At 71.6% G+C, this 23,061-nt stretch carries 21 protein-coding genes and 2 tRNA genes; 19 read left to right on the top strand and 4 right to left on the bottom strand.

What is annotated here, in order from left to right; all coding sequences use genetic code 11:
• Positions 1-17: 17 nt before the first annotated feature.
• Entirely contained in the window at positions 18-1,421 is a 1,404-nt protein-coding gene (locus G6W55_RS21370) for a polysaccharide pyruvyl transferase family protein (protein WP_175522446.1), read from the bottom strand.
• 243 nt (positions 1,422-1,664) lie between these two features.
• Here G6W55_RS21370 and proB point away from each other — a divergent pair, with 243 nt between their 5' ends.
• From proB to G6W55_RS21395, 5 genes are all read left to right on the top strand, one after another.
• Positions 1,665-2,771 (top strand): glutamate 5-kinase, encoded by a 1,107-nt coding sequence (proB, locus tag G6W55_RS21375; protein ID WP_175522505.1) that lies wholly within the window; start codon positions 1,665-1,667, stop codon positions 2,769-2,771.
• 187 nt (positions 2,772-2,958) lie between these two features.
• A complete protein-coding gene (locus G6W55_RS21380) occupies positions 2,959-3,441 on the top strand; it encodes a hypothetical protein (protein WP_175522447.1) in 483 nt (160 codons plus the stop codon).
• 130 nt (positions 3,442-3,571) lie between these two features.
• Positions 3,572-4,858, top strand: coding sequence for a glutamate-5-semialdehyde dehydrogenase (locus tag G6W55_RS21385; protein WP_175522448.1), 1,287 nt, complete (start codon positions 3,572-3,574; stop codon positions 4,856-4,858).
• Positions 4,859-4,938: 80 nt separating this feature from the next.
• Positions 4,939-5,604, top strand: coding sequence for a hypothetical protein (locus tag G6W55_RS21390; RefSeq protein WP_175522449.1), 666 nt, complete (start codon positions 4,939-4,941; stop codon positions 5,602-5,604).
• Positions 5,605-5,702: 98 nt separating this feature from the next.
• Positions 5,703-6,773, top strand: a complete 1,071-nt coding sequence (locus G6W55_RS21395) for a hypothetical protein (RefSeq protein ID WP_175522450.1) — start codon at positions 5,703-5,705, stop codon at positions 6,771-6,773.
• 66 nt (positions 6,774-6,839) lie between these two features.
• On the opposite strand, the gene G6W55_RS21400 is transcribed toward G6W55_RS21395, so the two are convergent.
• Positions 6,840-7,973: a M48 family metallopeptidase gene (locus G6W55_RS21400; protein ID WP_175522451.1), complete on the bottom strand. Its 1,134-nt coding sequence runs from the start codon at positions 7,971-7,973 to the stop codon at positions 6,840-6,842.
• 176 nt (positions 7,974-8,149) lie between these two features.
• Between G6W55_RS21400 and G6W55_RS21405 the strand changes: the two genes are divergently transcribed.
• The 10 genes from G6W55_RS21405 (at position 8,150) to G6W55_RS21450 (ending at position 13,408) form a co-directional block, all read left to right on the top strand.
• A complete protein-coding gene (locus G6W55_RS21405) occupies positions 8,150-8,311 on the top strand; it encodes a hypothetical protein (protein ID WP_175522452.1) in 162 nt (53 codons plus the stop codon).
• Positions 8,312-8,459: 148 nt separating this feature from the next.
• Positions 8,460-8,624, top strand: a complete 165-nt coding sequence (locus tag G6W55_RS21410; RefSeq protein WP_175522453.1) for a hypothetical protein — start codon at positions 8,460-8,462, stop codon at positions 8,622-8,624.
• A gap of 79 nt (positions 8,625-8,703) precedes the next feature.
• A complete protein-coding gene (nadD, locus tag G6W55_RS21415; protein ID WP_030779356.1) occupies positions 8,704-9,330 on the top strand; it encodes a nicotinate-nucleotide adenylyltransferase in 627 nt (208 codons plus the stop codon).
• Positions 9,331-9,346: 16 nt separating this feature from the next.
• On the top strand, positions 9,347-11,143 hold the full coding sequence (locus G6W55_RS21420; protein WP_175522454.1) for an LCP family protein: 1,797 nt from the start codon (positions 9,347-9,349) through the stop codon (positions 11,141-11,143).
• A gap of 92 nt (positions 11,144-11,235) precedes the next feature.
• Complete coding sequence (rsfS, locus tag G6W55_RS21425) at positions 11,236-11,682, top strand: ribosome silencing factor (protein ID WP_175522455.1); 447 nt, start codon at positions 11,236-11,238, stop codon at positions 11,680-11,682.
• Positions 11,679-12,350: a histidine phosphatase family protein gene (locus G6W55_RS21430; RefSeq protein WP_175522456.1), complete on the top strand. Its 672-nt coding sequence runs from the start codon at positions 11,679-11,681 to the stop codon at positions 12,348-12,350. Before rsfS ends, G6W55_RS21430 begins: the two co-directional genes overlap by 4 nt.
• Positions 12,351-12,454: 104 nt before the next feature.
• Positions 12,455-12,527: transfer RNA gene (locus tag G6W55_RS21435), tRNA-Ala, on the top strand.
• 295 nt (positions 12,528-12,822) lie between these two features.
• A complete protein-coding gene (locus G6W55_RS21440) occupies positions 12,823-12,996 on the top strand; it encodes a hypothetical protein (protein ID WP_107419081.1) in 174 nt (57 codons plus the stop codon).
• A 3-nt stretch (positions 12,997-12,999) separates the two neighbouring features.
• Positions 13,000-13,233 (top strand): hypothetical protein, encoded by a 234-nt coding sequence (locus tag G6W55_RS21445; protein WP_030779348.1) that lies wholly within the window; start codon positions 13,000-13,002, stop codon positions 13,231-13,233.
• Between the two features lie 102 nt (positions 13,234-13,335).
• Positions 13,336-13,408, top strand: a tRNA-Ala gene (locus G6W55_RS21450).
• Positions 13,409-13,559: 151 nt separating this feature from the next.
• Here G6W55_RS21450 and G6W55_RS21455 read toward each other — a convergent pair.
• Positions 13,560-15,170 carry an NADH-quinone oxidoreductase subunit NuoF family protein gene (locus G6W55_RS21455; RefSeq protein WP_030779346.1) on the bottom strand — a complete coding sequence of 537 codons (1,611 nt, stop codon included), beginning with the start codon at positions 15,168-15,170 and terminating at the stop codon, positions 13,560-13,562.
• Positions 15,167-16,504 carry a cytochrome b/b6 domain-containing protein gene (locus G6W55_RS21460; RefSeq protein ID WP_175522457.1) on the bottom strand — a complete coding sequence of 446 codons (1,338 nt, stop codon included), beginning with the start codon at positions 16,502-16,504 and terminating at the stop codon, positions 15,167-15,169. The genes G6W55_RS21455 and G6W55_RS21460 overlap by 4 nt, the downstream gene beginning before the upstream one ends.
• A 460-nt stretch (positions 16,505-16,964) precedes the next feature.
• On the opposite strand from G6W55_RS21460, the gene leuS reads away from it, so the two are divergent.
• From leuS to G6W55_RS21480, 4 genes are all read left to right on the top strand, one after another.
• Positions 16,965-19,835, top strand: a complete 2,871-nt coding sequence (gene leuS / locus G6W55_RS21465) for a leucine--tRNA ligase (RefSeq protein ID WP_175522458.1) — start codon at positions 16,965-16,967, stop codon at positions 19,833-19,835.
• 202 nt (positions 19,836-20,037) lie between these two features.
• On the top strand, positions 20,038-20,877 hold the full coding sequence (locus G6W55_RS21470; RefSeq protein ID WP_175522459.1) for a hypothetical protein: 840 nt from the start codon (positions 20,038-20,040) through the stop codon (positions 20,875-20,877).
• Between the two features lie 85 nt (positions 20,878-20,962).
• Positions 20,963-21,808 (top strand): DegV family protein, encoded by an 846-nt coding sequence (locus tag G6W55_RS21475; protein WP_175522460.1) that lies wholly within the window; start codon positions 20,963-20,965, stop codon positions 21,806-21,808.
• A gap of 155 nt (positions 21,809-21,963) precedes the next feature.
• The gene (locus G6W55_RS21480; RefSeq protein ID WP_175522461.1) at positions 21,964-23,001 is read left to right on the top strand and encodes a ComEA family DNA-binding protein; all 1,038 of its coding nucleotides are present in this window, start codon (positions 21,964-21,966) and stop codon (positions 22,999-23,001) included.
• Positions 23,002-23,061 lie beyond the last annotated feature (60 nt).

Raw genomic sequence — 23,061 nt, forward strand, 5'->3', positions numbered from 1 at the left:
TACGGCCGTCGGTCAGCTCACTTCGTGGGCTTCAGCGCCCGCCGGATCGGGCCGCCCACCACGCGCCGGGCCCGGCGGTAGATCGAGGGCGCCGGGATGGCCATGGCGGCCTTCGCGGCCGCCTTCGCGCCGGCCCGCGACTTCGCCAGCTCCCGACGCAACTGCGCGTTGTCCGCGTCCAGCGAGCTGATCTGCTGCTGGAGCCAGCCGAACCGGCTGGTCAGCGAGGCGAGATCGGCGTCGGTCCAGGGCCGGATGCCCGCCGGGAAGCGCAGCGAGCGGAGCTGCTTGTCGAAGGCCGCGCCGCCGTCGCCGTGGGTGAAGGTGTTCTCCAGGCCGTTCTTCTCCAGGAAGCCCATGAACCGGTCGAACCGCTCCCGGTGGTTGCCGTTCAGCGCGCTGAAGTCGGCCTCCTCGTACAGCCGCGCCGGATCCGTGTCCGCCGGCGCCTCGTTCAGCGGCCGGTGCGGGATCTCGAAGTAGCGGCACAGCTCCAGCGTCCGCGAGTCACCGCACAGCACGGTCGCCGGCGTACCCGCCAGCAGCGCCGCGATGTTGCCGTGGATGCGCGAACCGAAGGAGAAGTCGTACCCCTTGAGGTCGTCGATCCAGGTGACCGGGTCGATGTAGACCCGGGCCTTGCCCTCGCGGTACATCGGGTGGTCGGGGTGGGTCGGCATCTGCTTGACGCGGCCGGCCGGGGAGTTGACGTCCCGCCAGTGCAACTGCCGGGCGTCGGTGATGTTCTGGCCGATGAAGCACAGGTTGGGATAGTGCTCGTGGGTGCGCGTGAGGATCGGCTTGAGCCCGCCGGAGCGGACCGCGGTGTGCGAACCGTTGATCGCGATGCGCGACTCCGCGGTCAGCGCCTCCACCCGCTTCTCGACGCCGAGCCGGTCGCCGTGCATGAACAGCGACGGACAGCCGATGATCTCCACGTCCCGGAAGCCCATGTCGGTCAGGTACTTCGCGGTGAACTCGCCGCGCACCCCGATGGACGCGCTGTGGTCCAGCACCGCCGAGACGAACGCGCGCACGGTCGGCTCCATGGCCTTCAGCCGCGCCGGGTCGTTGTCCAGACCGGCCTGCGCGCCGACACCCAGCACCACGACCGGGATCTTCAGCTTGGAGATCAGCTTGGTCAGCCGCTGGAGCGGCAGCTCGAACGTCGGCCGGAAGGCGTTGGCCAGCGGGACGACGAAGGCGTCGTACTCCTCGTTGATCCGGCCCGCGGCACCGACCTCGGTGGCTATGCCGTTGGACACGACCTCCGTGCGGCCGGGCACGGTGAGGATCTTGTGTGCGGCATCGCTGAAGATGAGGTTGCCGGAGTTGGTGGCGAAAACATCGCGGTGGAGAGCTTCCTCGACGGGAACCACGTCGAAGGGGCTCTTCCCCGATCTGAGGAGTAGGCGCTTCACAGGGCGAACTGTAAGGGACACGTACTTCAAAATAAATTTGGATGACCTTCAAACTTCATGTGGAACCCTCACAACCTTTTTGCCGTACGCAACCTGTGAGCAAATGGTCACGAAAAGCGCGGTTCGCCCCGCTGTCCGGGGACTGGAACCCGCGCGCGTCCCGAGGCCCCGTTCGCGTAGATTGCCAGGCAGTCGTGGACTAGCCGAGGGGCGAGGATCAAGGTGGCAGGGGCAAGGCAGGCCGTGGGCGAGGCCCGCAGGATCGTCGTCAAGGTGGGCTCCTCGTCGCTGACCACCGCCTCCGGCGGACTGGACGCCGACCGGGTCGACGCGCTCGTCGACGTCCTCGCCAAGAGCCGCAGCGGCGGCGAGCGGGAGATCGTCCTGGTCTCCTCCGGCGCCATCGCCGCCGGACTCGCCCCCCTCGGCCTGCGCCGCCGGCCCCGGGACCTCGCCCGCCAGCAGGCCGCCGCCAGCGTCGGCCAGGGACTCCTCGTCGCCCGCTACACCGCCTCCTTCGCCCGCTACTCCGTGCGCGTCGGACAGGTCCTGCTGACCAGCGACGACATGAGCCGCCGCGCCCACCACCGCAACGCCTCCCGCACCCTGGACAAGCTGCTCGCGATGGGCGCGTTCCCGATCGTCAACGAGAACGACACCGTCGCCACCGACGAGATCCGCTTCGGCGACAACGACCGGCTCGCCGCCCTCGTCGCCCACCTCGTCCACGCCGACCTGCTCGTCCTGCTCTCCGACGTCGACGGCGTCTACGACGGCGACCCCGCGAAGCCGGGCACCTCCCGGATCGCCGAGGTGCACGGCCCCGCCGACCTCGCACACGTCGAGATCGGCAGCGCCGGCAAGGCGGGCGTCGGCACCGGCGGCATGGTCACCAAGGTCGAGGCCGCCCGGATCGCGGCCGCCGCCGGCATCCCCGTGGTCCTCACCAGCGCCGTCCACGCGGCCGACGCCCTCGGCGGCGGCGACACCGGCACCTACTTCCACGCCACCGGCAAGCGCTCCGCCGACCGGCTGCTCTGGCTCCAGCACGCCTCCACCCCGCAGGGCTCGATCACCCTCGACGACGGCGCGGTGCGGGCGGTCGTCGAGCGGCGCTCCTCGCTGCTGCCCGCCGGGATCGCCGGCGTCGAGGGCGAGTTCAGCGCGGGCGACCCCGTCGAGCTGCGCGACACCGGCGGACGGCCGGTGGCGCGCGGGCTCGTCAACTTCGACGCCCGTGAGATCCCCCGCCTGATCGGGAGGTCCACCCGGGAACTGGCCCGCGAACTGGGCGCGGAGTACGAACGGGAGGTCGTCCACCGCGACGACCTGGTGATCCTGCACCCCTGAGGCCCCGTACACCCCGGGTACACCCCGGGTACGGCCCCCGAGGGCGTCGAACGGCTGTCTGCGGACGGGCTCGAACGGCCCGTACCGGTGGGGGACGTTCCGTGAAAGCGCCCCACGGAGCCTTGCGGCCTGCTCAACTTTGTCTCACGGAGTCGTTCCGCACGAGCGCTGGGTAAAGGAGGCCGTCGTGAGACGAGTGCGCCCTGGGGTGGCGGCGGCCCGTGGGAGTACCGGTGAGGAACGGGCCGCCCTGACCAGTGTGGCGGCCGGCGACCGCTACCGGGCCGGGGAGACGGAGGCCGCCGAGGGCGGCACCCGCCCCGCCGACGCGCCCCGGCTGTGGCACGTGACCCTGAGCGTCTCCGGCGAGGAGGCCCCGCTCAAGGAGGTCCGGCGCGCGCTGGAACAGCTCGCCCACGACCACCCCTTCCTGCTGACCAGCCGCTACGCCCCCGACCACGCCGAGATCCGGTACTGGGAGGAGGCCCGCGATCTGCACGACGCGGCCGCCGTCGCCCTGCGACTGTGGGGCGAGCACCGGCAGACGGCCGGACTGCCGCCGTGGGAGATCGTCGGCCTGGAGGTCATCGACCGCCAGACCTACCACCAGCGCATCGCGGAGGGCTACGGCCCGGCCCCGGCGACACCGGTGGGCGTCCACCCGTTCTGACGAGCGGTGAGGCGGGGCGTCCGGGGAGCGTCCGCCGGGTCCCGGGGTTCGCCCGGAGCGGGTCTCGGGGTGTGTCTCGGGGTGTGGGATACGCGACAGCGCGTTTCCCGGGGCGCACTACCCTTCCGGTATGACCACGCTCTCGCCGTACGACGCCATGTCCCCGGTCACCCAGGCCGCCTACCGCGCCAAGGCCGCCGCCGCCGATCTCGCGCCGCTGCCGCGGGCCGCCAAGGACGACGCGCTGCTCGCCATCGCGGACGCGCTGGAGGTCCGTACGAGCGACATCGTCGAGGCCAACGCGCGGGACATCGCCAAGGCCCGCGAGGCCGGCACCGCCGAGTCCGTCATCGACCGGCTGACCCTCACCCCGGAGCGGGTGCGGGCCATCGCCGCGGACGTCCGGGACGTCGTCGCGCTGCCCGACCCGGTCGGCGAGGTGGTCCGCGGCTCCACCCTCCCCAACGGCATCGACCTGCGCCAGGTCCGCGTCCCGCTCGGGGTCGTCGGCATCGTCTACGAGGCCCGCCCGAACGTCACCGTGGACGCCGCCGCCCTCTGTCTGAAGTCCGGCAACGCCGTCCTGCTGCGCGGCTCCGCCTCCGCCTACGAGTCGAACACCGCCCTCGTCCGGGTGATCCGGGACGCCGTCGGCGGCGCCGGGCTGCCCGCCGACGCCGTCCAGCTCGTGCCCGGCGAGGGCCGCGAGTCCGTGCACGAGCTGATGCGCGCCCGGGGCCTGGTCGACGTCCTCATCCCGCGCGGCGGCGCCTCCCTCATCCGGACCGTCGTCATGGAGTCGAAGGTCCCCGTCATCGAGACCGGCACCGGCAACTGCCATGTCTACGTCGACGCGGCCGCCGACCTCGACATGGCGGTCGACATCCTGATCAACTCCAAGGCCCAGCGGGTCAGCGTCTGCAACGCCGCCGAGACCCTCCTGGTCCACCAGGACATCGCCGCCGAGTTCCTGCCCCGCGCCCTGGACGCGCTCGCCGAGGCCGGGGTCACCGTCCACGCCGACGAACGCGTCATGGCGTACGCCAAGGACTCCAAGGCGACCGTCGTCGAGGCCACCGCCGACGACTGGGAGACCGAGTACCTCTCCTACGACATCGCCGCAGCCGTCGTCGACTCCCTCGACAAGGCCGTCGAGCACATCCGGCTGTGGACCTCCGGGCACACCGAGGCGATCGTCACCGGCTCCCAGCAGGCGGCCCGCCGCTTCACCCAACTGGTCGACTCCACCACGGTGAGCGTGAACGCCTCCACCCGCTTCACCGACGGCGGCCAGTTCGGCTTCGGCGCGGAGATCGGCATCTCCACCCAGAAGCTGCACGCCCGGGGCCCGATGGGCCTGCCGGAGCTGACCAGCACCAAGTACATCGTCACCGGCGACGGACACGTCCGCCGCTGACGGCCCATGGCCCTCGGCCCTCGGCCCTCGGCCCGAAAGCGTCTCATCAGGCGGATGAATTTCCGTACCGTCTGCCCAAATTGACCCCCCAGGTCTACTCTGGATCCGTGCCGGAGGACGTGGGGGGTACGCCGTTCCCTGACGGCTGGGAGCCCGACGACGACCACGACCGCGGGGTGTCGGACGAAGAGTTCGCCTCCGTGGTCTTCGACGAGGACTTCGTACGGTCGGCCGTGATGCACGAGCCGACCGCCGTCGAACGCCTCCTGGCCGCCGCCGAGGCGAGAGCCGAGGCGTCCGAGGCCGAGGCCCGAAGAGCCCGCGCCCGCGGCGACCACTACGACGACCCCTACGGGCACGGCGACTACGGCCACGACCCGGACCTCGACGAGCTGGACGACTCCGACGACCTCGACGGCCCCTACGGGTCCTCCGGGCCGTACGCCCGGCAGGTCCGCTGGCACCGCCCGGTCGCCTGGATGCTCGCCGTCGTCATGGGCGTCGGCATGGTCGCCCTCGCCTTCGCCGCCGTCTACCGGGGCGCCTCCTCGGGCAGCCGGGACCCGGTGCCGTCGCCCGCCTCCACCGGCCTGGAGAGCGGCCCGGGGGCGAGTCTGGACGCCGGCCCGGACACCGGTCTCGACTCGGGCCTGGACGCCGGCCTCGACCAGGGGAGTGCCTTGCCGCCGTCCGTGTCCGCCGACCACTCCCAGCCGCCCGTGTCCGCCGTCCCGCGGACCCCCTGATTCCACGTCGGCTCCCGGCCCACTCCTGGTGAGAACCTGTCAGAACTTGTCGCGTGGCAGGGCGTTTACCCGACCGCCGCGCGACCTACTCTGAAAGTATGGGCGGGCCTGGAGAGCCACCTGAGGGGCCACCCGAGGGCGCCCCCGGAAGTGGCGAGGACGAGTACCGATCCGTCGTCTTCGACGAGTCGTTCGTCCGCGCTGCCCGCCTCCAGGAGTACTCCGCGCAGGAGCGCATCGCCGACCACGCGCCCGCCGTGCGCCACCGCCCGCCGCTGCGCCGGGGCCTGACCCGGCAGGCCCTCCTGCTGGTCGTCCTGATCGCCCTCGCCTTCGGCACCGCCGTCTACATGGGCGTGCGCAACCCCTACCAGAGCCCCGCCGCCCGCCGTCCGGCCGAACCCCTGCGGATGACGCTCGTCCCGCTCGCCCCGCAGGGAGCCGTGCCCGGCGCCACCGACATCGAGGCGCTGTACGCGCACAGCCCCGCCGCCCGCTACCGGATCGGCGCCGCCGGCATCGCCCTGCCGAGCTACCGGCGCACCGCGCACTTCTCCGACAGTGAGGTCTTCTCCGCGCTGAACAGCGCCAAGGAGTACCTGGTGCGCTCCTCCCTCTACCCGGAGGTGCTCACCGGACAGCAGGTGCAGCCGGTGCGCGGGCTGATCGACGGGGCGCAGCTCGAACAGTTCGACGAGAGCTTCGCGCATCCGGCCGCCGACGGGCGGCACGCCCCGACCGGCTGGCTGATCCGCTTCGACCCGGCCCGGGTCGCGCTGGCGGGCGAGCGGATCCGCGTCCAGGGCACCCTGGTGGCGGCCGAGGCCGACTCCGCCACCCTGGAGGTCACCGCCGACCACACCTTCGTCTACGCGCTGCGGCCGGCCGGGGCGGACACCGGGGCCCCGGCCTCCCTGTTCACGGTCCGCCGCGAGCTGCACTTCCGCTTCGACCGGGACGCCCTGCGCACCCATCAGCTCCAGCTCGTGACCGCCGCCGTCCAGGCCGGACCGCTGTCCTGCGCCGAGGACTCCGCCAACCGTCTGCGGCCGCTGCTGGCCGGCCAGACCGCGAAGGAGGGCGGCCCGGCCGGCACCGACCCCTTCGCCACGGGCGGCGTCCCCGCGCTGTGCGGGGTGCTGGCGACGGGGGCGCAGCCTCGGGTGTGAGAGCCGGCCTCGGGTGGGGGAGCCGGGCACCGCTGTGGCCGGAGCGGCTCTCGGTGGGGTCGGCTGTCAGCTCTTGCCGGGTGCCTCCGTGTCCGACGGGCTGTCGTCGCCGTCCGAGCCGCCCGAGCCGTTCCTCGGCCGGTCGTCCGTGGACGTCGAGCCGGTGAAGCCGCCGAAGCCGCGACGCACCCGGCCGCCCAGGTCGCCCGCGCCGCCGGCTATGTCGGTGACCAGCTTCATCAGCGGGTCCTTGGAGTTCTTCACACTGCTCGTGTAGTGGGCGGCCGACTCCCGGAAGGAGTCCGAGACCGAGGCGTCCTTGTCCTCGCTGCGCCGCGGGTAATGGCCGTCCATGATCCGCTGGTAGTCGCGGGACTGCGCCCACTTCCTCAGCTCGGCCGCCCGCACGGTGGTGAAGGGGTGCGTCCGGGGCAGGACGTTGAGGATCTTCAGCACGGAGTCGCGCAGGTCGCCGCCCGCCTCGTACTCGTCGGCCTGCTCCAGGAACGCGTCCACGTTCATCTCGTGCAGGTGGTTGCCGCCGGCGATCTTCATCAGACCGCGCATCGAGGCCCGCGGGTCCTGGCCGACCAGCAGACCGGCACGGTCGGCGGACAGCTCCGACTTGCGGAACCACTCGCGCAGCGCCGTCACGATCGCCATGATCGCGATGGTGCCCAGCGGGATCCAGGCGACCCGGACCGCGAGGTTGGTCAGGAACAGCAGGATGGTGCGGTACACGGCGTGGCCCGACAGGGCGTGGCCCACCTCGTGACCGACGACCGCCCGCATCTCCTCCTCGTCGAGCAGCTCGACGAGCCCGGTGGTGACCACGATGATCGGCTCGTCCAGGCCGATGCACATCGCGTTGGGCTGCGGGTCCTGGTTGACGTACATCGGCGGGACCTTCTCCAGGTCCAGGATGTGACAGGCGTCCCGCAGCATGTCGTTGAGGTGCGCGAACTGCCGGTCGGAGACCCGCACCGAGTCGGACAGGAACAGCAGCCTCAGGCTGCGCTCGGGCAGCAGCCCGCTGAGCGCCTTGAACGCCGTGTCGAAACCGCTCAGCTTGCGCAGCGCCACCAGCGCCGAGCGGTCGGCGGGGTGCTCGTACGCACGCGAGGAGATGCCGGGGAAGCGCCGCCGCTGCCTGCTCGGCACGCTCCCGGAGCCGTTGTTCTCGCGGCTGTCGTCGGACATGGTCTTTCCCCCTGTGCGTCGGTGTGGCCCTGGCCGCACGCTCTCTTCCACGGCCTCTTTCTTTGCGGACCCTTTTTCTTTGCGGACCCTTGTGCGGTCCTTTGCGTCCCCGCAGCGGTGCCCGGCCCGGGCGGAGCTACCGTGGACGGGCACCACACCGTAAGGAGTCCCGCCCCATGGAGCACCACCCCGTCACCGCCTGGCTCACCGAGGCCGCCGGCGCCGCCCAGCAGCAGGGGGCGGGGAATCTGCTCCGCGTCATTCTGATCGTGATGGTGCTGGGATCCGCCTTCACCGCGTGGTTCCTGTTGCGGGGATACAAGCGGAAGGACGACTGAGCCGCCGGGAAGGTTCCCGGCCCGTCCGGGACGGCCGCCGGAGCAACCCGCGTCCCCAATGGCGGAGTCGGCGTGATCGCCGAGGAGCCGCCCGCTTACCATGGGCCGACATCTTCATCCCGCCCACACCGGATAGGTCCTGCCGACGATGAGCCTTCACAGTGCCGCCGCCCAACTGGTCACCCTCGCCGCCGAGGGCGAGGAGCACGGCGGCAGTCACGCCAGCCTGAACCCCCTGGTCACCGGTGGCGGCGCGTTCATCATCCTGATGCTGCTGCTGTGGATCACCACCCGCTTCAACCGCGACCGCTGAGGCACCTGATGGGCATACCGGGGCAGACCGGACGCTCGTCGGGCGGTGCCCTCAGGCGGGGCCGGTAGGGTCTGCACGCATGGGAGAGCAGGACATGCCTACCGGCCCGTCGAACCCGGGCAAACGCCGCCTCGGCGTCATGGGTGGCACATTCGATCCGATCCACCACGGACACCTCGTGGCGGCCAGTGAGGTCGCCGCGCAGTTCCACCTGGACGAGGTCGTGTTCGTGCCGACCGGCGAGCCCTGGCAGAAGAGCCACCGCCGAGTCTCCCCGGCCGAGGACCGCTATCTGATGACGGTCATCGCGACCGCCGAGAACCCGCAGTTCTCGGTGAGCCGCATCGACATCGACCGCGGCGGGCCCACCTACACCGTGGACACCCTGCGCGACCTGCGGGCCCTCAACCCCGAGACCGACCTGTTCTTCATCACCGGTGCCGACGCCCTGGGCCAGATCCTGACCTGGCGGGACAGCGAGGAGCTGTTCTCCCTGGCGCACTTCATCGGGGTCACCCGGCCGGGTCACCAGCTCACCGACCCCGGTCTGCCCGAGGGGGGCGTCTCGCTGGTCGAGGTGCCCGCCCTCGCCATCTCCTCGACCGACTGCCGCGCGAGAGTCGCCAAGGGCGACCCCATCTGGTACATGGTGCCGGACGGAGTCGTGCGTTACATCGACAAGCGCGAGCTGTACCGCGGCGAGTGAGCCGAGAGGGGTACCGGTGAACGACCGATACGACGCGGGGTACGGGGGCGACCCGTACCAGCTCGTCGGCTACGACGAGTACGGACAGCCGGTCTACCGGCAGGTCCCGGCCCAGCAGGTCCCACAGCAGCAGCCCTACGACCCTTACGGGCAACAGGGCGGACAAGGTGTCCAGGGAGTCCAGGGCGGTCAGGGCTACGGGTACGACCCGTACGCCCAGGGCGGTCAGCCCCAGGGCGGACCGCAGGCGACCCCCTACGACCCGTACGACACCGGTCACCAGCAGCCCGTCGCCGGATACGACACCGCGTACGACACCCCGTACGACACCGGACGTCAGGCCACCTACGACCCGTACGCCACCGACACCGGCGGCGGTGCGGGCACGAGCACCGGCACCGACGCCCCGTACGACCCCTACGGGCAGACCGCCCACATCCCCCAGCAGGCCCGCCCGGCCGCGCCGGAGGAGACCGGCCGGCGGGGCGGACCGGCCGAGCGGCCCCGTCCGCAGGACGCCGACAGTCCCCAACCCGACTACCGCACCGAGCAGTTCGCGTTCGTGGAGGAGCCCGACGGCGACTCCGAGGACGTCATCGACTGGCTGAACTTCACCGAGAACCGCACCGAGCGCCGCGAGGAGGCCAAGCGCCGCGCCCGCGGCCGGCTGATCGCCCTCGTGGTCGTCATGGCCCTGGTCGCCGTCGGCGGCGTCGGCTGGCTCTGGTACGCCGGGAAGCTGCCCGGACTCTCGGACTCCTCGGACACCGGGGCGAAGACGGCGGCCGCGGGCGCCGCGCAGAAGCGGGACGTGGTCGTCGTCCATCTGCACGACACGGCCGGCGGCGACACCGCCACCGCGCTCCTGGTCGACAACACCACCACCCGGCAGGCCACCACCGTGCTGCTGCCCAACTCCCTGGTCCTGACCACCGACGACGGCACCACGACCACGCTCGCCAAGTCCGTGGACGACGACGGCTCCGACGGCACCCGCACCGCCCTGGACGCCGTCCTCGGCACGGACATCGAGGGCACCTGGCGCCTCGACACCCCCTACCTCCAGAACCTCGTGGACCTGGTCGGCAACATCGAGGTCGACACCGACACCGACGTGCCCGACCCCAAGGCCAAGAAGGGCGAGGCCCCCCTCGTCCGCAAGGGCGAGGGCCAGACCCTCAGCGGCAAGATGGCCGTCGGCTACGCCACCTACCGCGCCCCCGGCGAGGCGCAGAACGCGCAGCTCGAACGGTTCGGGCAGGTCCTCCAGGGCGTCCTGCGCAAGATCTCCTCCGACCCGCAGGCCGCCACGGTCACCGTGCAGACGCTGGCCCAGATCCTCGACCCGTCGCTGACCGACAAGGACCTCGGCACCTTCCTCGCGAACCTCGCCGACCTCGCCAAGGGCGGCGACCACCAGACGGCCCTGCTGCCCGTCCAGGCCGACGGCACGCTCAGCACCGAGGGCAGCTCCGGTGTGGTCAAGGACGTCCTCGGCGGCACCGCGAAGAGCCCCGACAAGGACGCCGCCGTCAGCGTCTCCGTGCAGAACGCCACCGGCACCAAGTCCGACACCGAGGACGCGCGCGTGGTGCTCCTCAACGGCGGCTTCACCTTCCTGGACGCCGGTACGGCATCCGCCGCCCGCGCCACCTCCGAGGTGCGGTACGCGGACGCCGCGGGCAAGGAGAACGCCTCCGAGGTCGCCAAGACCCTGGGCCTGCCCGCCGGTGCCGTCAAGAAGGGCGAGGTGGGCGCGAACGCGGACGTGACGGTCGTCCTCGGCCAGGACTACGAGCCCTCGTCGTCGTAGCGGCGGGGCCCGGTGATCCACAAACACGTGGGGTGACGTCGGCGGTCCGTGAGACCCTGGAGGTCAAACGACCGCCGACGGAAAGCCACGCAGTGACCGCCACCGACCGCTCCATCGAGCTGATCACCACCGCCGCACAGGCGGCCGCCGACAAGCTCGCGCACGACATCATCGCCTACGACGTCAGCGACGTGCTGTCGATCACGGACGCCTTCCTGCTGGCCTCCGCGCCCAACGACCGCCAGGTCAAGTCGATCGTCGACGAGATCGAGGAGCGCCTCCTCAAGGACCTCGGCGCCAAGCCGGTACGCCGCGAGGGCGACCGCGACGCCCGCTGGATCCTGCTCGACTACGTCGACATCGTCGTCCACGTCCAGCACAGCGAGGAGCGCGTCTTCTACGCCCTGGAGCGGCTCTGGAAGGACTGCCCCGAGCTGGACCTGCCCGAGGACGCCAGGGCGACCCGCGGCAAGGGTGCCGAGCACGCCAAGCTCCAGGCCGAGGAGGACGACACCGCCGGTTTCGAGGAGCTCCGGTGAGCGCCCCGGCGGACGCCGCCGGCCGCAAGCCGGGCCGGGGCCGCCGCGTCATCCTCTGGCGCCACGGCCAGACCGCGTGGAACGTGGAGCGGCGCTTCCAGGGCAGCACGGACGTCCCGCTGACCGAGACCGGCGTGGCCCAGGCCCGCCGGGCCGCCCGGCTGCTGGCCTCCCTGCGGCCCGACGCCATCGTCGCCTCCGACCTCTCGCGCGCCGCGGACACGGCCGCGGAACTGGCCGTGCTGGCCGGCCTGGAGGTCAGCCACGACGAGGCCCTGCGCGAGACGTACGCGGGCGTCTGGCAGGGGCTCACGCACGAGGAGATCGTCGGCCGGTACGGCGAGGAGTACGCCGCGTGGAAGCGCGGTGAGCCGGTCCGCCGCGGCGGCGGCGAGCTGGAGACCGAGGTCGCCGACCGGGCCGCCCCGGTGGTGCTGCGGCACGCCGAGAAGCTGCCGGACGACGGCACGCTGGTCGTCGTCAGCCACGGCGGCACGATCCGCACCACCATCGGCCGGCTGCTCGGTCTGCGGCCGCACGACTGGGAGAGCCTCGGCGGCCTCTCCAACTGCTGCTGGTCGGTGCTGGGCGAGGGCGCCCGCGGCTGGCGTCTGCTGGAGCACAACGCCGGCACCCTGCCGGAGCCGGTGCTCGGCGACGACGACTGAACGGTCCCGGCCGGTCCCGACGGGCCGGGACCCCGGATTTCACTTTCCGGCAGGTCGCAGGCTAAAGTTCTTCTTGTTCGCCCCGCCAGGCGGGAAGAACACCTGGGGCTATAGCTCAGTTGGTAGAGCGCCTGCATGGCATGCAGGAGGTCAGGAGTTCAATTCTCCTTAGCTCCACTTGTGAAGATCCCGTCCCCTTGAGGGGGCGGGATCTTTCGTTGCCCCCGGACCGTCCCGGCGGAGCGGTCGGCGGATCTTCCGCGGACTGTTCTGCCACCGGCTTGAGTCAGTTGGGCCCCAGAGGCGTATACCTCTTCGGAAGCGCTTCTCACATGCACGTTCGCCCTCGAAGCGGCGGCGGGGCCCGGTGCCGTGTCCGGACTGGTACTGAGGCGTCGCTGACCGTATCGGCCCGGCCGTGGCAGAATCAAACGGCCGGAAGGGGGCGCGACCCGACGGGAGGGAGTAAGCGATGCCTGCGAGCATCCTCGGAGAGGGCGGTCACCTCTCCGAAGCGGCGTTGACTCGGAACACGGCCACCCGCCTCTACTGCCCCTCCTGCGGTTCCGGCCATGTCGCCCAGGTCCTCGGGGACAACGGCGGCATCTCCTACGTGTGCACGGCCTGCGGCCACAGCTGGAGCTGATCGATGGGTGCACACAGGCGAAAGTGCGACTGGTGTGGCGGCGGCACCCCGATCGTGCGCGACATGGAACCCGTCAACCCCGACTACCAGTACTGGTGCGAGGAATGCGCCCGGGCGCTGATCATAAAAGGCGACCCCATCGAGACGTACCGCGAGCTCGAGGGCGAACCGATCTACGGCCGGCTGCTCGAGGAGCACTGCACGCTGAAGCGGTTCTATTCGTTCGTCACAGCTTGACGTTTCCGTCAAACCGGACAGAACGGAAACGATTTGGTGGTCCACCCCAGGGACCGTGTAATGTTGGCGTCGCCGCCGGGGAAACCCGCCGGAACACCGCAAGGGGCTATAGCTCAGTTGGTAGAGCGCCTGCATGGCATGCAGGAGGTCAGGAGTTCAATTCTCCTTAGCTCCACAAATCAGATCCCGTCCGATCGTCAAGATCGGGCGGGATCTTTTGCATTCGGGATCTTTCCCGTGCGGGATCTTCTTGGTGCGGGATCTTCCGCGGAAGCGCCTCAGGGGGCCGCCCGGTGCCGGGCGGCCCCCTGAGGGTGTGTTCGGTGTCAGCGGCCCAGGGCGCGGCGGCCGCGGCCCTGGGAGAGCACCGGGAGGTTGCGGGACGGCGCCTGCGCGCGCGTGTCCTCCTCCAGCCGCAGCGCCAGCGCGGGGCAGCGGCGTACGGCGCGCAGCGCCTTCGCCTCGGCGTAGCGCGGCACCTTCGCCTGCGCGACGGTCGGGAATCCGTCCGCGCCGAGCTGGAAGACCTCCGGCAGGATGTCCGCGCACAGGCCGTGGCCGCGGCACAGCGTCCAGTCGACGAAGATCTTCTGACGGCTGTCACCGCTCTCCTGGGGCGATGAACCGCTCGTGATGCCCGCGGGGGCCATGCCCTCCTCGAAGAGCGGCAGAACGCCCTCCACGGGCCGTCCGCAGCCGTTTCCGAGGACATGGGCGGCGAGGTCGTCGGTGAACGCCTTGATGGTCGACTCCAGGAACATCGCGGAGCCGTCCGGATGCGAGCACGCGCCGCGCCGCTTGACGTTCTTGGCGACCTGCTTGAGCGCCTCCAGGGCGGCCGGGCCGCCGCCGTTGATGATGTCCTCCATGCCGCGCGCGGCGGCCGGCAGACCGAGGTAGCAGGGACCGCACTGTCCCGCGCTCTCCTCGGCCAGCCACTGCGCCACCCGCAGCGATTCGCCGAGCGGGCAGGTCTCCTGACTGATCGGCAGGATCGCGCCGGCGCCGAGGGCGCCGCCCACCGCGTCCAGCGAATTGCGGGAGACGACCGCCTCGTTGACGGTCGCCGCGTCGATCCACTTGCCGTGGTAGCCGCCGGTCAGCACGCCCTGGGGGACCGGCGGGGCGCCGGCGAGCTGGAGCACGTAGCGCAGCGGTACGCCGGTGGGGACCTCGATCACCATGGGGCGGGCGACCGCGCCGGAGACGGTCAGCATGACGGTGCCGGGCTCGTCGTAGAGGCCGGTGTTGCCGTAGCGCTCCGGGCCGATGCGGGCGGCGATGGCGAGCTGGGCGAAGGTCTCGGCGTTGGACAGCAGGGTGGGGGCGCCGCCGACGCCGTTCTGCGAGGCGCTGACCTTGCGGCCGGGCGGGATGGCCGGGCCGCCGTCGATGGAGCGGATCAGCGACGCGGCCGCGCCGGTGACCATGCGGATCGGGTTGCGCTGGACGAACGCCTTCAGCGCCGAGCGGCGGCCGTTGCTCAGCCCGCGCTCGGCGAGGGCGGCCTCCATGGAGCGCTGGGTCGATTCGCGGGTGACCCCCACCACGAGCGTGCGGGCACCCAGCGCCTCCGCGACCAGCAGCGCGCCGTCCAGGATGAGGTGCGGGGCACGGTTGATCATCACCGTGTCCTTGCGGCAGGCCGGTTCGTCCTCACTGCCGTTGACGACGACGACCGGCCGTACGCCCCGTTTGATCGCCGCGTCGGCGACCGAGCGGAGCTTCTTGTGGAAGGGGAAGCCCGCGCCGCCGCGGCCCTTGAGGTTGATGCGTTCGGAGAGCTGGGCGAGCTTCTCGCCGCCCATGGGTTCGAGCGGCCCGTGCACCTTCAGGTGCATGGGCAGGTCGAGTCTCTCCACAAGGTCGAAGCCGGACGTGAGCTGCGGAAGACCGACCACGCGGACTTCCGGGACGTCGGGCAGGGCCTCGTTCACCTATAGCCTCCGGAAGGCGTGTTCCAAGGTTCGCCCGAACCCGGGGAGTCGTAGGACTGACCCGGGGATGGTTCATTGGCGGGACCGCTGTTGTACGTGTCGTTCGAGTTGTACGCGCCGTACTGGGCGTTCGTCTCACCGGTGTTGTACACATCACCTCCCACGACCGGGATGGTGCCCGTATTGCCATAGACCGGGATGTTGAATCCGGTGTCCTGGAGCGGGTCGTAGACGGACCGGGGCGCCTCGCCGACCGGCGGCGGGGACGGGATCGGCCAGCTTCCCGAGGTGCTGCCGCCGTTGTCCACGCGTGGCATCGCCGCGGTGGCCTGCGTGTCGAACTGGGCGTTCATCTGGGCGGTCTGGTCGGCGCCGGCACCGGCTCCCGCGTACGGCTGCTGCGGGTTCGGTGTGTTGACGGCGCGGTAGGCGGCCGCGTAGCCGTTCGCGGACTCCGCGCCGGCCGGGTTGTCGAACAGCGGGGAGGCCGCCGGGCCGGAGCCGGCCGAGCGGCCGCTGCTCTCGTAGCCGGGCAGGGCGGAACTGCCGGTGCCGCCCCTCTCGGACTCGGACCTGCGTCCGGAGCCGCCGCCCTCGGCCCTACGCGCGCGTGACGCCTCCAGGCCGTCCATGGCGGAGCGCTCCGGGGAGCCGCCCAGGACCGTGTTGATGCGGTCCGCGAGCTGCCGCTTGACCGGGCGCGGGGCGGCGCGGAGCGCGAGGGCGCCCATCACGCCCACCAGGCACAGGCCGTACAGGATGAAGAAGATCGGCTTGGCGAGGCGACCCGCGTAGAGCCCGTGGATCAGCGCGGCGCACCAGGCCGGATAGGCCAGCATGTGCATCGCGCGCCAGCGGGCCGCGACCTCGGCCGGTGCGGCGAAGTGGTTGCGCAGCGCGCCCGTGATGCCCACGAAGATCATCAGCAGGCCGGCCAGGGAGCCCAGGCCGATCAGACCGCCGATGCCGGTGACGCCGAGCGAGAACGGGATGAGCGCCCCGATCAGTTCGGTGTGGTCCAGGGCGATCTTGGTGGTGATGTGCAGCAGCAGGAACGCGATCGACGCCACGGCGGTCGTCCGGTGGACCGCCTGGCCGATGATCCGCTGACGTGTGTTGAGGAAGATCCGGTCCTGGGCGAACAGACCCCAGATCACCGAACAGCTCAGTGAGACGAGGGACAGTACGCCCGCGCCGAAGTTCAGGAACGCCTGGAACTGGTCACCTCCGACCAGCACGATCACGGGTATGAGGACCAGGACGGCAGCCGACGCCACCCCGTAGGCCGACCGACCCGGCTTGGGGAGCGAGCTGTTGGTGCGAAGAGGGTTCATGGGGGCAACTCCGAGCAGTTTCGGGAAAGCGGTCCCGCTGCCGAACTCTAAGTGGCTCCATACCGGGGGGTACGAGGTTTGAGTTATTGCGTTGTTATCAAATGAAAACAGGGGCGTTCCGATGTCCCCTTAGTGGCTGTTACGCGAAGTAATCTTTGACCTTTGTTCAGCTTCGGCTCCGCCGGGTGTGCCCGTCGTCCGTGACAGATACGCACACGCGTGCCGGTCTGCTCAACGTGCGGGAAGTCCGTCGCGGCGCGATCGGGGGCTGCGGTACCCTAGCGCCATGCGTGCCGTACGCCTCCTGCTTAGCGAGCCGCGCTGACAGTCCCGAACCTCCGGTGAACCGACGTGAACCGGACGGCTCGGAATCGGCGCGGCGTCCCCTCCTGTGCGAGGGGATTTTTCGTTTCCGGATGACACAGCCGCTGGCAGAGACGATCGATGGAGCTTTGAGGACATGAGCGAGACGAACCCCGCTGCCACTGCCGAGGTGGCCGCGCCGCACCGCTACACGGCGGCCATGGCCGCCGAGATCGAGGCACGCTGGCAGGACTTCTGGGACGCCGAGGGCACGTACGCCGCCCCCAACCCCACGGGTGACCTGGCCGGCGACCCCGCGGTCGTCGCCCGCCCCGAGAAGTTCATCATGGACATGTTCCCGTACCCCTCCGGTGCGGGCCTCCACGTCGGCCACCCGCTGGGCTACATCGCGACCGACGTCTTCGCCCGCTACCAGCGGATGACCGGCCACAACGTCCTGCACACCCTGGGCTTCGACGCCTTCGGCCTGCCCGCCGAGCAGCACGCCGTACAGACCGGCGAGCACCCGCGCGTGACGACCGAGGCGGCCATCGCCAACATGAAGTCCCAGCTCCGCCGGCTGGGCCTGGGCCACGACAAGCGCCGCTCGTTCGCCACGATCGACCCGGACTACTACAAGTGGACCCAGTGGATCTTCCTCCAGATCTTCGACTCCTGGTACGACGACGAGGCGGACAAGGCCCGCCCGATCTCCGAGCTGATCGCCCAGTTCGAGTCCGGTGAGCGCGGTGTGCCCGGCGGCCGCCCCTGGAACGAACTGAGCGGCGCCGAGCGCGCCGACGTCCTGGGCGGCTACCGCCTGGCCTACGCCTCCGACTCGCCGGTCAACTGGTGCCCCGGCCTGGGCACCGTGCTGGCCAACGAGGAGGTCACCGCCGACGGCCGCTCCGAGCGCGGCAACTTCCCCGTCTTCAAGGCCAAGCTGCGCCAGTGGAACATGCGCATCACCGCCTACGCGGACCGCCTGCTCGACGACCTGGACGCGCTGGACTGGCCCGAGGCCATCAAGCTCCAGCAGCGCAACTGGATCGGCCGCTCCGAGGGCGCCCGGGTGCGCTTCCCGATCGACGGCGAGGACATCACCGTCTTCACCACCCGCCCCGACACCCTGTTCGGCGCGACCTACATGGTGCTGGCGCCCGAGCACCCGCTGGTCGACAAGTTCACCCCGGACACCTGGCCCGAGGGCACCCGCGACGCGTGGACGGGCGGGCACGCGAGCCCGGCCGAGGCCGTCGCCGCGTACCGCGCGCAGGCCGCGTCCAAGTCCGACGTCGAACGGCAGGCCGAGGCCAAGGACAAGACCGGTGTCTTCATCGGCGCCCACGCCACCAACCCGGTCAACGGCGAGCGGATCCCGGTCTTCATCGCCGACTACGTCCTGATGGGCTACGGCACCGGCGCCATCATGGCCGTCCCGGCCGGCGACCAGCGCGACTTCGAGTTCGCCCGCGCCTTCGAACTGCCGGTCACCTGCATCGTCGAGCCGACCGACGGCCGCGGCACGGACACCGCGACCTGGGAGAACGCCTTCGGGTCCTACGACGCGAAGATCATCAACTCCTCCAACGACGACATCTCCCTGGACGGCCTGGCCGTCGCCGACGCCAAGGCCCGGGTCACCGAGTGGCTGGAGCGCAAGGGCATCGGCGAGGGCACCGTCAACTTCCGGCTGCGCGACTGGCTGTTCAGCCGCCAGCGCTACTGGGGCGAGCCCTTCCCGATCGTCTACGACGAGGACGGCGTCGCCCACGCGCTGCCCGCGTCGATGCTGCCCCTGGAGCTGCCGGAGGTCGAGGACTACTCGCCGCGCACCTTCGACCCGGACGACGCCGACTCCCGCCCCGAGACCCCGCTCTCGCGCAACGAGGACTGGGTCCACGTCACCCTGGACCTGGGCGACGGCCCCAAGCGCTACCGGCGCGAGACCAACACCATGCCCAACTGGGCCGGTTCCTGCTGGTACGAACTGCGCTACCTGGACCCGCACAACAGCGAGCGCCTGGTCGACCCGGAGATCGAGCGCTACTGGATGGGCCCGCGCGAGGGCGCGCCGCTCGGCGGCGTCGACCTGTACGTCGGCGGCGCCGAACACGCCGTGCTGCACCTGCTGTACGCGCGTTTCTGGTCCAAGGTGCTGTTCGACCTGGGCCATGTCTCGTCGGCCGAGCCGTTCCACAAGCTGTTCAACCAGGGCATGATCCAGGCCTACGTCTACCGCGACAGCCGGGGCTTCCCGGCGCCGGCCGCCGAGATCGAGGAGCGCGACGGCGGGTTCTACCACGCCGGCGAACCGGTCAAGCGCGAGATGGGCAAGATGGGCAAGTCCCTGAAGAACGCGGTGACCCCGGAGGCGATCTGCGCCGAGTACGGCGCGGACACCCTGCGCCTGTACGAGATGGCGATGGGCCCGCTGGACGTCTCCCGCCCCTGGGACACGCGCGCGGTCGTCGGCCAGTACCGGCTGCTCCAGCGGCTGTGGCGCAATGTCGTCGACGAGGCCACCGGCGAGGTCACCGTCGTCGACACCGAGCCCGACGAGACGACGCTGCGCGCCCTGCACAAGGCGATCGACGGAGTGCGCCAGGACCTGGAGGGCCTGCGCTTCAACACCGCCATCGCCAAGATCACCGAGCTGAACAACCACCTGACCAAGGCGGGCGCCGCGGTGCCGCGCACGGTCGCCGAGGCCCTGGTGCTGCTGGTTGCGCCGCTGGCCCCGCACATCGCCGAGGAGCTGTGGCGCAAGCTGGGCCACACCGACTCGGTCGTCCACCAGGACCTGCCGGTCGCCGACCCGGCGTACGTCGTGGACGAGAGCGTCACCTGCGTCGTCCAGATCAAGGGCAAGGTCAAGGCGCGCCTGGAGGTGTCGCCCGCCATCTCCGACGAGGAACTGGAGAAGGTCGCGCTGGCCGACGAGAACGTGGTCAAGGCGCTGGGCGGCGCGGGGATCCGCAAGGTGATCGTGCGGGCGCCGAAGCTCGTGAACATCGTGCCGGCGTGAGGTACGTCGTCGTGCCGGCGTGAGGTACGTCCTGCCGGGGCGCTCGGTGCCGGGCGTCCCCTAGGGGTTCGCTGAGGGCAGGTTCGGGGTTCTGCTGGAACTCCGGACCTGCCCCTTGCGTTTACGGTGGGAAGAGCGACGCGGACACGCGGCGCGAGGTGAGCGGCGCGAGGTGTGCCGCGGCAGGCCGGAGGAGGAGCCCGTGGAAGCGGTCGCCGCAGTGTTCGCCCTGCTCGTCGTACTGTTCCTGGTGCTCGGCGCGTACGCCACGGTGAAGGTGGTCGGCGCCGCCAAGCGCGGCGTGGACCGCACCATCAACCAGGCCCGCCGCACGGTCGAGGACCACACCCTGCGCGCCAAGTCCTTCGCCCAGCCCGGACCGGCCGGCGAGGTCGCCCAGCTCCGCCTCAAGCTGCGCACCTCGATGCGCGCCACCCAGGAGGCCCTGCACGCGGGCGCCGCCGAGGACGAGTCGCTCAAGGAGTCCCTCGGCCTCTTCGAGCGCCTCAGCGCCCACGGCCAGGAGCTGGACGCCGAACTCAGGCGCCTGGAGTCCGAACCCGACCGTGCGACGCTCGCCGGGCGGATGCCGTCCCTGCGGGAGCGCACCGACCGGATCACCGAGTCCGCCGACGCGCTGCGCTGGGCCGCCCGCGACCGCGCCCGCCGCTTCGCGGAGGACGACCTGGACTCCCTCAGCGCTCAGATCGACGTCGAGGCCGGCGCCCTGCGGCACTGGACCACCACCGAGCCCCCGCGCGCGGCCGCCCCCTCGGCACCGGGCACGAAGACGCCGGGCACGAAGACACCGGGCACGAAGACACCGGGTACGAAGTCACCGGGTGCGCCCACGCCCGCGCCCACGCCTCCGTGGCCGGAGGCCCCGCCCGCCGCGGCCGGCGCCGCGGACCCGCGCCAGACCTGGCCCGAGACGCCCGGCGCGCGCACCGCCGAGGAGCCGACCCGGCCCGCCATCACCCCGCCCGGACCGCGCCCCACCTACCCCTGGCAGAAGAAGCCGCGCCCCGAGAGCACCACCTGAGGCGGGGCCATGATCCGGTCAAGGGCCTCCCGGATCAGAGGGGCCGGGCTGCGGTCCCGGAGCTACGCCAGGTAACCTCCAGCTCATGTCCCGCCATGTCGCGATCGTCACGGATTCCACGGCCTACCTGCCGCAGCGGACGATGGAGCGTCACGGCATCACCGCGGTGCCCCTGACCGTCGTCCTCGGCGACCAGGCCCTTGAAGAGGGCACCGAGATCTCGACCCGCTCCCTCGCCCAGGCGCTCCAGAAGCGACGCCCCGTCACCACTTCGCGCCCGAGCCCGCAGCGTTTCGCGGAGACCTACCGCGAGGTCGCCGAGTCCGGCGCGACCGGCATCGTCTCCCTCCATCTCTCCGCCGAACTGTCCGGCACGTACGACGCGGCCGTGGTCGCGGCCCGCGAGGCACCGGTGCCGGTGCGGGTGGTGGACACCGGCATGGTCGCGATGGCCCTCGGCTTCTGCGCGCTCGCCGCGGCCGAGGTGGCGGAGTCGGGCGGGACGGTCGACGAGGCGGTCACCGCCGCCGAGAAGCGGGCTGCCGGCACCTCCGCCTACTTCTACGTCGACACCCTCGACTATCTGCGCCGCGGCGGCCGGATCGGCGCCGCCCAGGCCCTGTTGGGCTCCGCGCTCGCGGTGAAGCCGCTGCTCCAGCTCGACGGCGGCCGGATCGAGCTGCTGGAGAAGGTGCGGACGGCGTCGAGGGCGATCGCCCGCCTGGAGGAGCTGGTGGCCGACCGGGCGGGGAGTGCCTCCGTCGACATCGCCGTGCACCATCTGGCGGCCCCGGAACGGGCGTCCGCCCTCGCGGACCGGTTGCGGGCGCGGGTGCCCGGCCTCGCGGACCTGCATGTGAGCGAGGTCGGCGCGGTGATCGGGGCGCACACGGGGCCGGGGTTGCTGGGGGCCGTGGTCTCGCCTCGGTGAGGTCGCGGGGGCGCGGGTCGCGGGTCTCGGGGTCGAGGGAGCGCGGGGGCGTCCCCTTCACTCGTGGGGGTGGTGCGGTTGTCCACAACCGGGCGGTAATCCACGGGAATTGAGCAAGATCATCGCGATCCGGCGAAGTGTCCGATCCTCGGGGCATGGCACTTCGATCACGCACTCGCACCTCGTACCCGACCAGCGGACCCGGCCGTGGGGCAGGCTCCGACGGGCGGCACCGTACTTCAACGCGCCGCCTGCGAGGCCGCTCTTCTGACCTTGGCCCCGGTTCCGGCCCTGGCCCTGGACTCGGCCCCGGCCGTGCCGGACACCGGCGTGCCTCGGCGGAGGAACTGCGGCGGCGGGCGGCGGCACTCTTCGACGAACGGACCGTGGGCCGACGGGAGTCGGTGACGGGGCCGACGGTCGGGGGCGTCGGCGGTGCCGGGCTGACCGATGCACCGGCTCCGGTCGCCGTGGCCGGTCGGCGGGAGCGGTTCGGGGCGGCGTTGCGGGAGCGGCTGCCGGTGTGGGTGCAGGCGCGGTGCGGTGTGGAGCGGCGGAGCGTGCTGGCGCTCACGGTGGTGCTGGTCGTCGCCGCGGGCTTCGCCGTGCACCACTTCCGGTCGGGGCGGGCCGAGCCCGTGTCGGCACCGGAGGTGGTGCGGGCCGCGCCGTACGGGGAGGGGGAGCGTGAGGGGGCGGTGGGCCCGAGTTCCGCCGAGGCGGCGTCCGCTCCCGTCGCTTCCCCCGCGGCCGAGATCGTGGTGGACGTCAGTGGGAAGGTCCGGGAGCCCGGGATCCATCGGCTGCCGGCCGGTTCCCGGGTGGCCGACGCGCTGAGCGCGGCCGGTGGGGTGCGGCCGGGGACGAACACCGAGGGCCTCAACCAGGCGCGGTTCCTCGTGGACGGCGAACAGGTGGTGGTCGGTGGGTCGGCGCCGCCCGCCCCGGGGGCCGGGGGCGTCCCGGCCGGCGCTCCGGCGAACGCTCCGCCCGGCGTCCCGGCCGTGGTCTCGCTCAACACCGCCACCGTGGAGCAGCTCGACACGCTGCCGGGCGTGGGCCCCGTCCTGGCCCAGCACATCATCGACCACCGCACACGCAACGGCGGGTTCCGGTCGGTGGACGAACTGCGCGAGGTCAAGGGCATCGGCGCCCGGCGCTTCGCCGATCTGCGGAACCTCGTCCGGCCATGAGGGGCGAGGGGAGGGGCGAGGCGAGCGCCGGGGGTGTGCGGGCGGGGCCGCCCGGGTCCT

The organism is Streptomyces sp. CAI-85 (genome assembly GCF_013363615.1).
Taxonomy (GTDB): Bacteria; Actinomycetota; Actinomycetes; order Streptomycetales; family Streptomycetaceae; genus Streptomyces; species Streptomyces antibioticus_B.

Coding starts and splice junctions, on each gene's coding strand:
- G6W55_RS21385 (WP_175522448.1), top strand. CDS start 3,572: ATGACCACGCTCTCGCCGTACGACGCCATGTCCCCGGTCACCCAGGCC.
- G6W55_RS21395 (WP_175522450.1), top strand. CDS start 5,703: ATGGGCGGGCCTGGAGAGCCACCTGAGGGGCCACCCGAGGGCGCCCCC.
- G6W55_RS21400 (WP_175522451.1), bottom strand. CDS start 7,973: ATGTCCGACGACAGCCGCGAGAACAACGGCTCCGGGAGCGTGCCGAGC.
- G6W55_RS21405 (WP_175522452.1), top strand. CDS start 8,150: ATGGAGCACCACCCCGTCACCGCCTGGCTCACCGAGGCCGCCGGCGCC.
- G6W55_RS21410 (WP_175522453.1), top strand. CDS start 8,460: ATGAGCCTTCACAGTGCCGCCGCCCAACTGGTCACCCTCGCCGCCGAG.
- nadD (WP_030779356.1), top strand. CDS start 8,704: ATGGGAGAGCAGGACATGCCTACCGGCCCGTCGAACCCGGGCAAACGC.
- G6W55_RS21440 (WP_107419081.1), top strand. CDS start 12,823: ATGCCTGCGAGCATCCTCGGAGAGGGCGGTCACCTCTCCGAAGCGGCG.
- G6W55_RS21445 (WP_030779348.1), top strand. CDS start 13,000: ATGGGTGCACACAGGCGAAAGTGCGACTGGTGTGGCGGCGGCACCCCG.
- G6W55_RS21460 (WP_175522457.1), bottom strand. CDS start 16,504: ATGAACCCTCTTCGCACCAACAGCTCGCTCCCCAAGCCGGGTCGGTCG.
- leuS (WP_175522458.1), top strand. CDS start 16,965: ATGAGCGAGACGAACCCCGCTGCCACTGCCGAGGTGGCCGCGCCGCAC.
- G6W55_RS21475 (WP_175522460.1), top strand. CDS start 20,963: ATGTCCCGCCATGTCGCGATCGTCACGGATTCCACGGCCTACCTGCCG.
- G6W55_RS21480 (WP_175522461.1), top strand. CDS start 21,964: ATGGCACTTCGATCACGCACTCGCACCTCGTACCCGACCAGCGGACCC.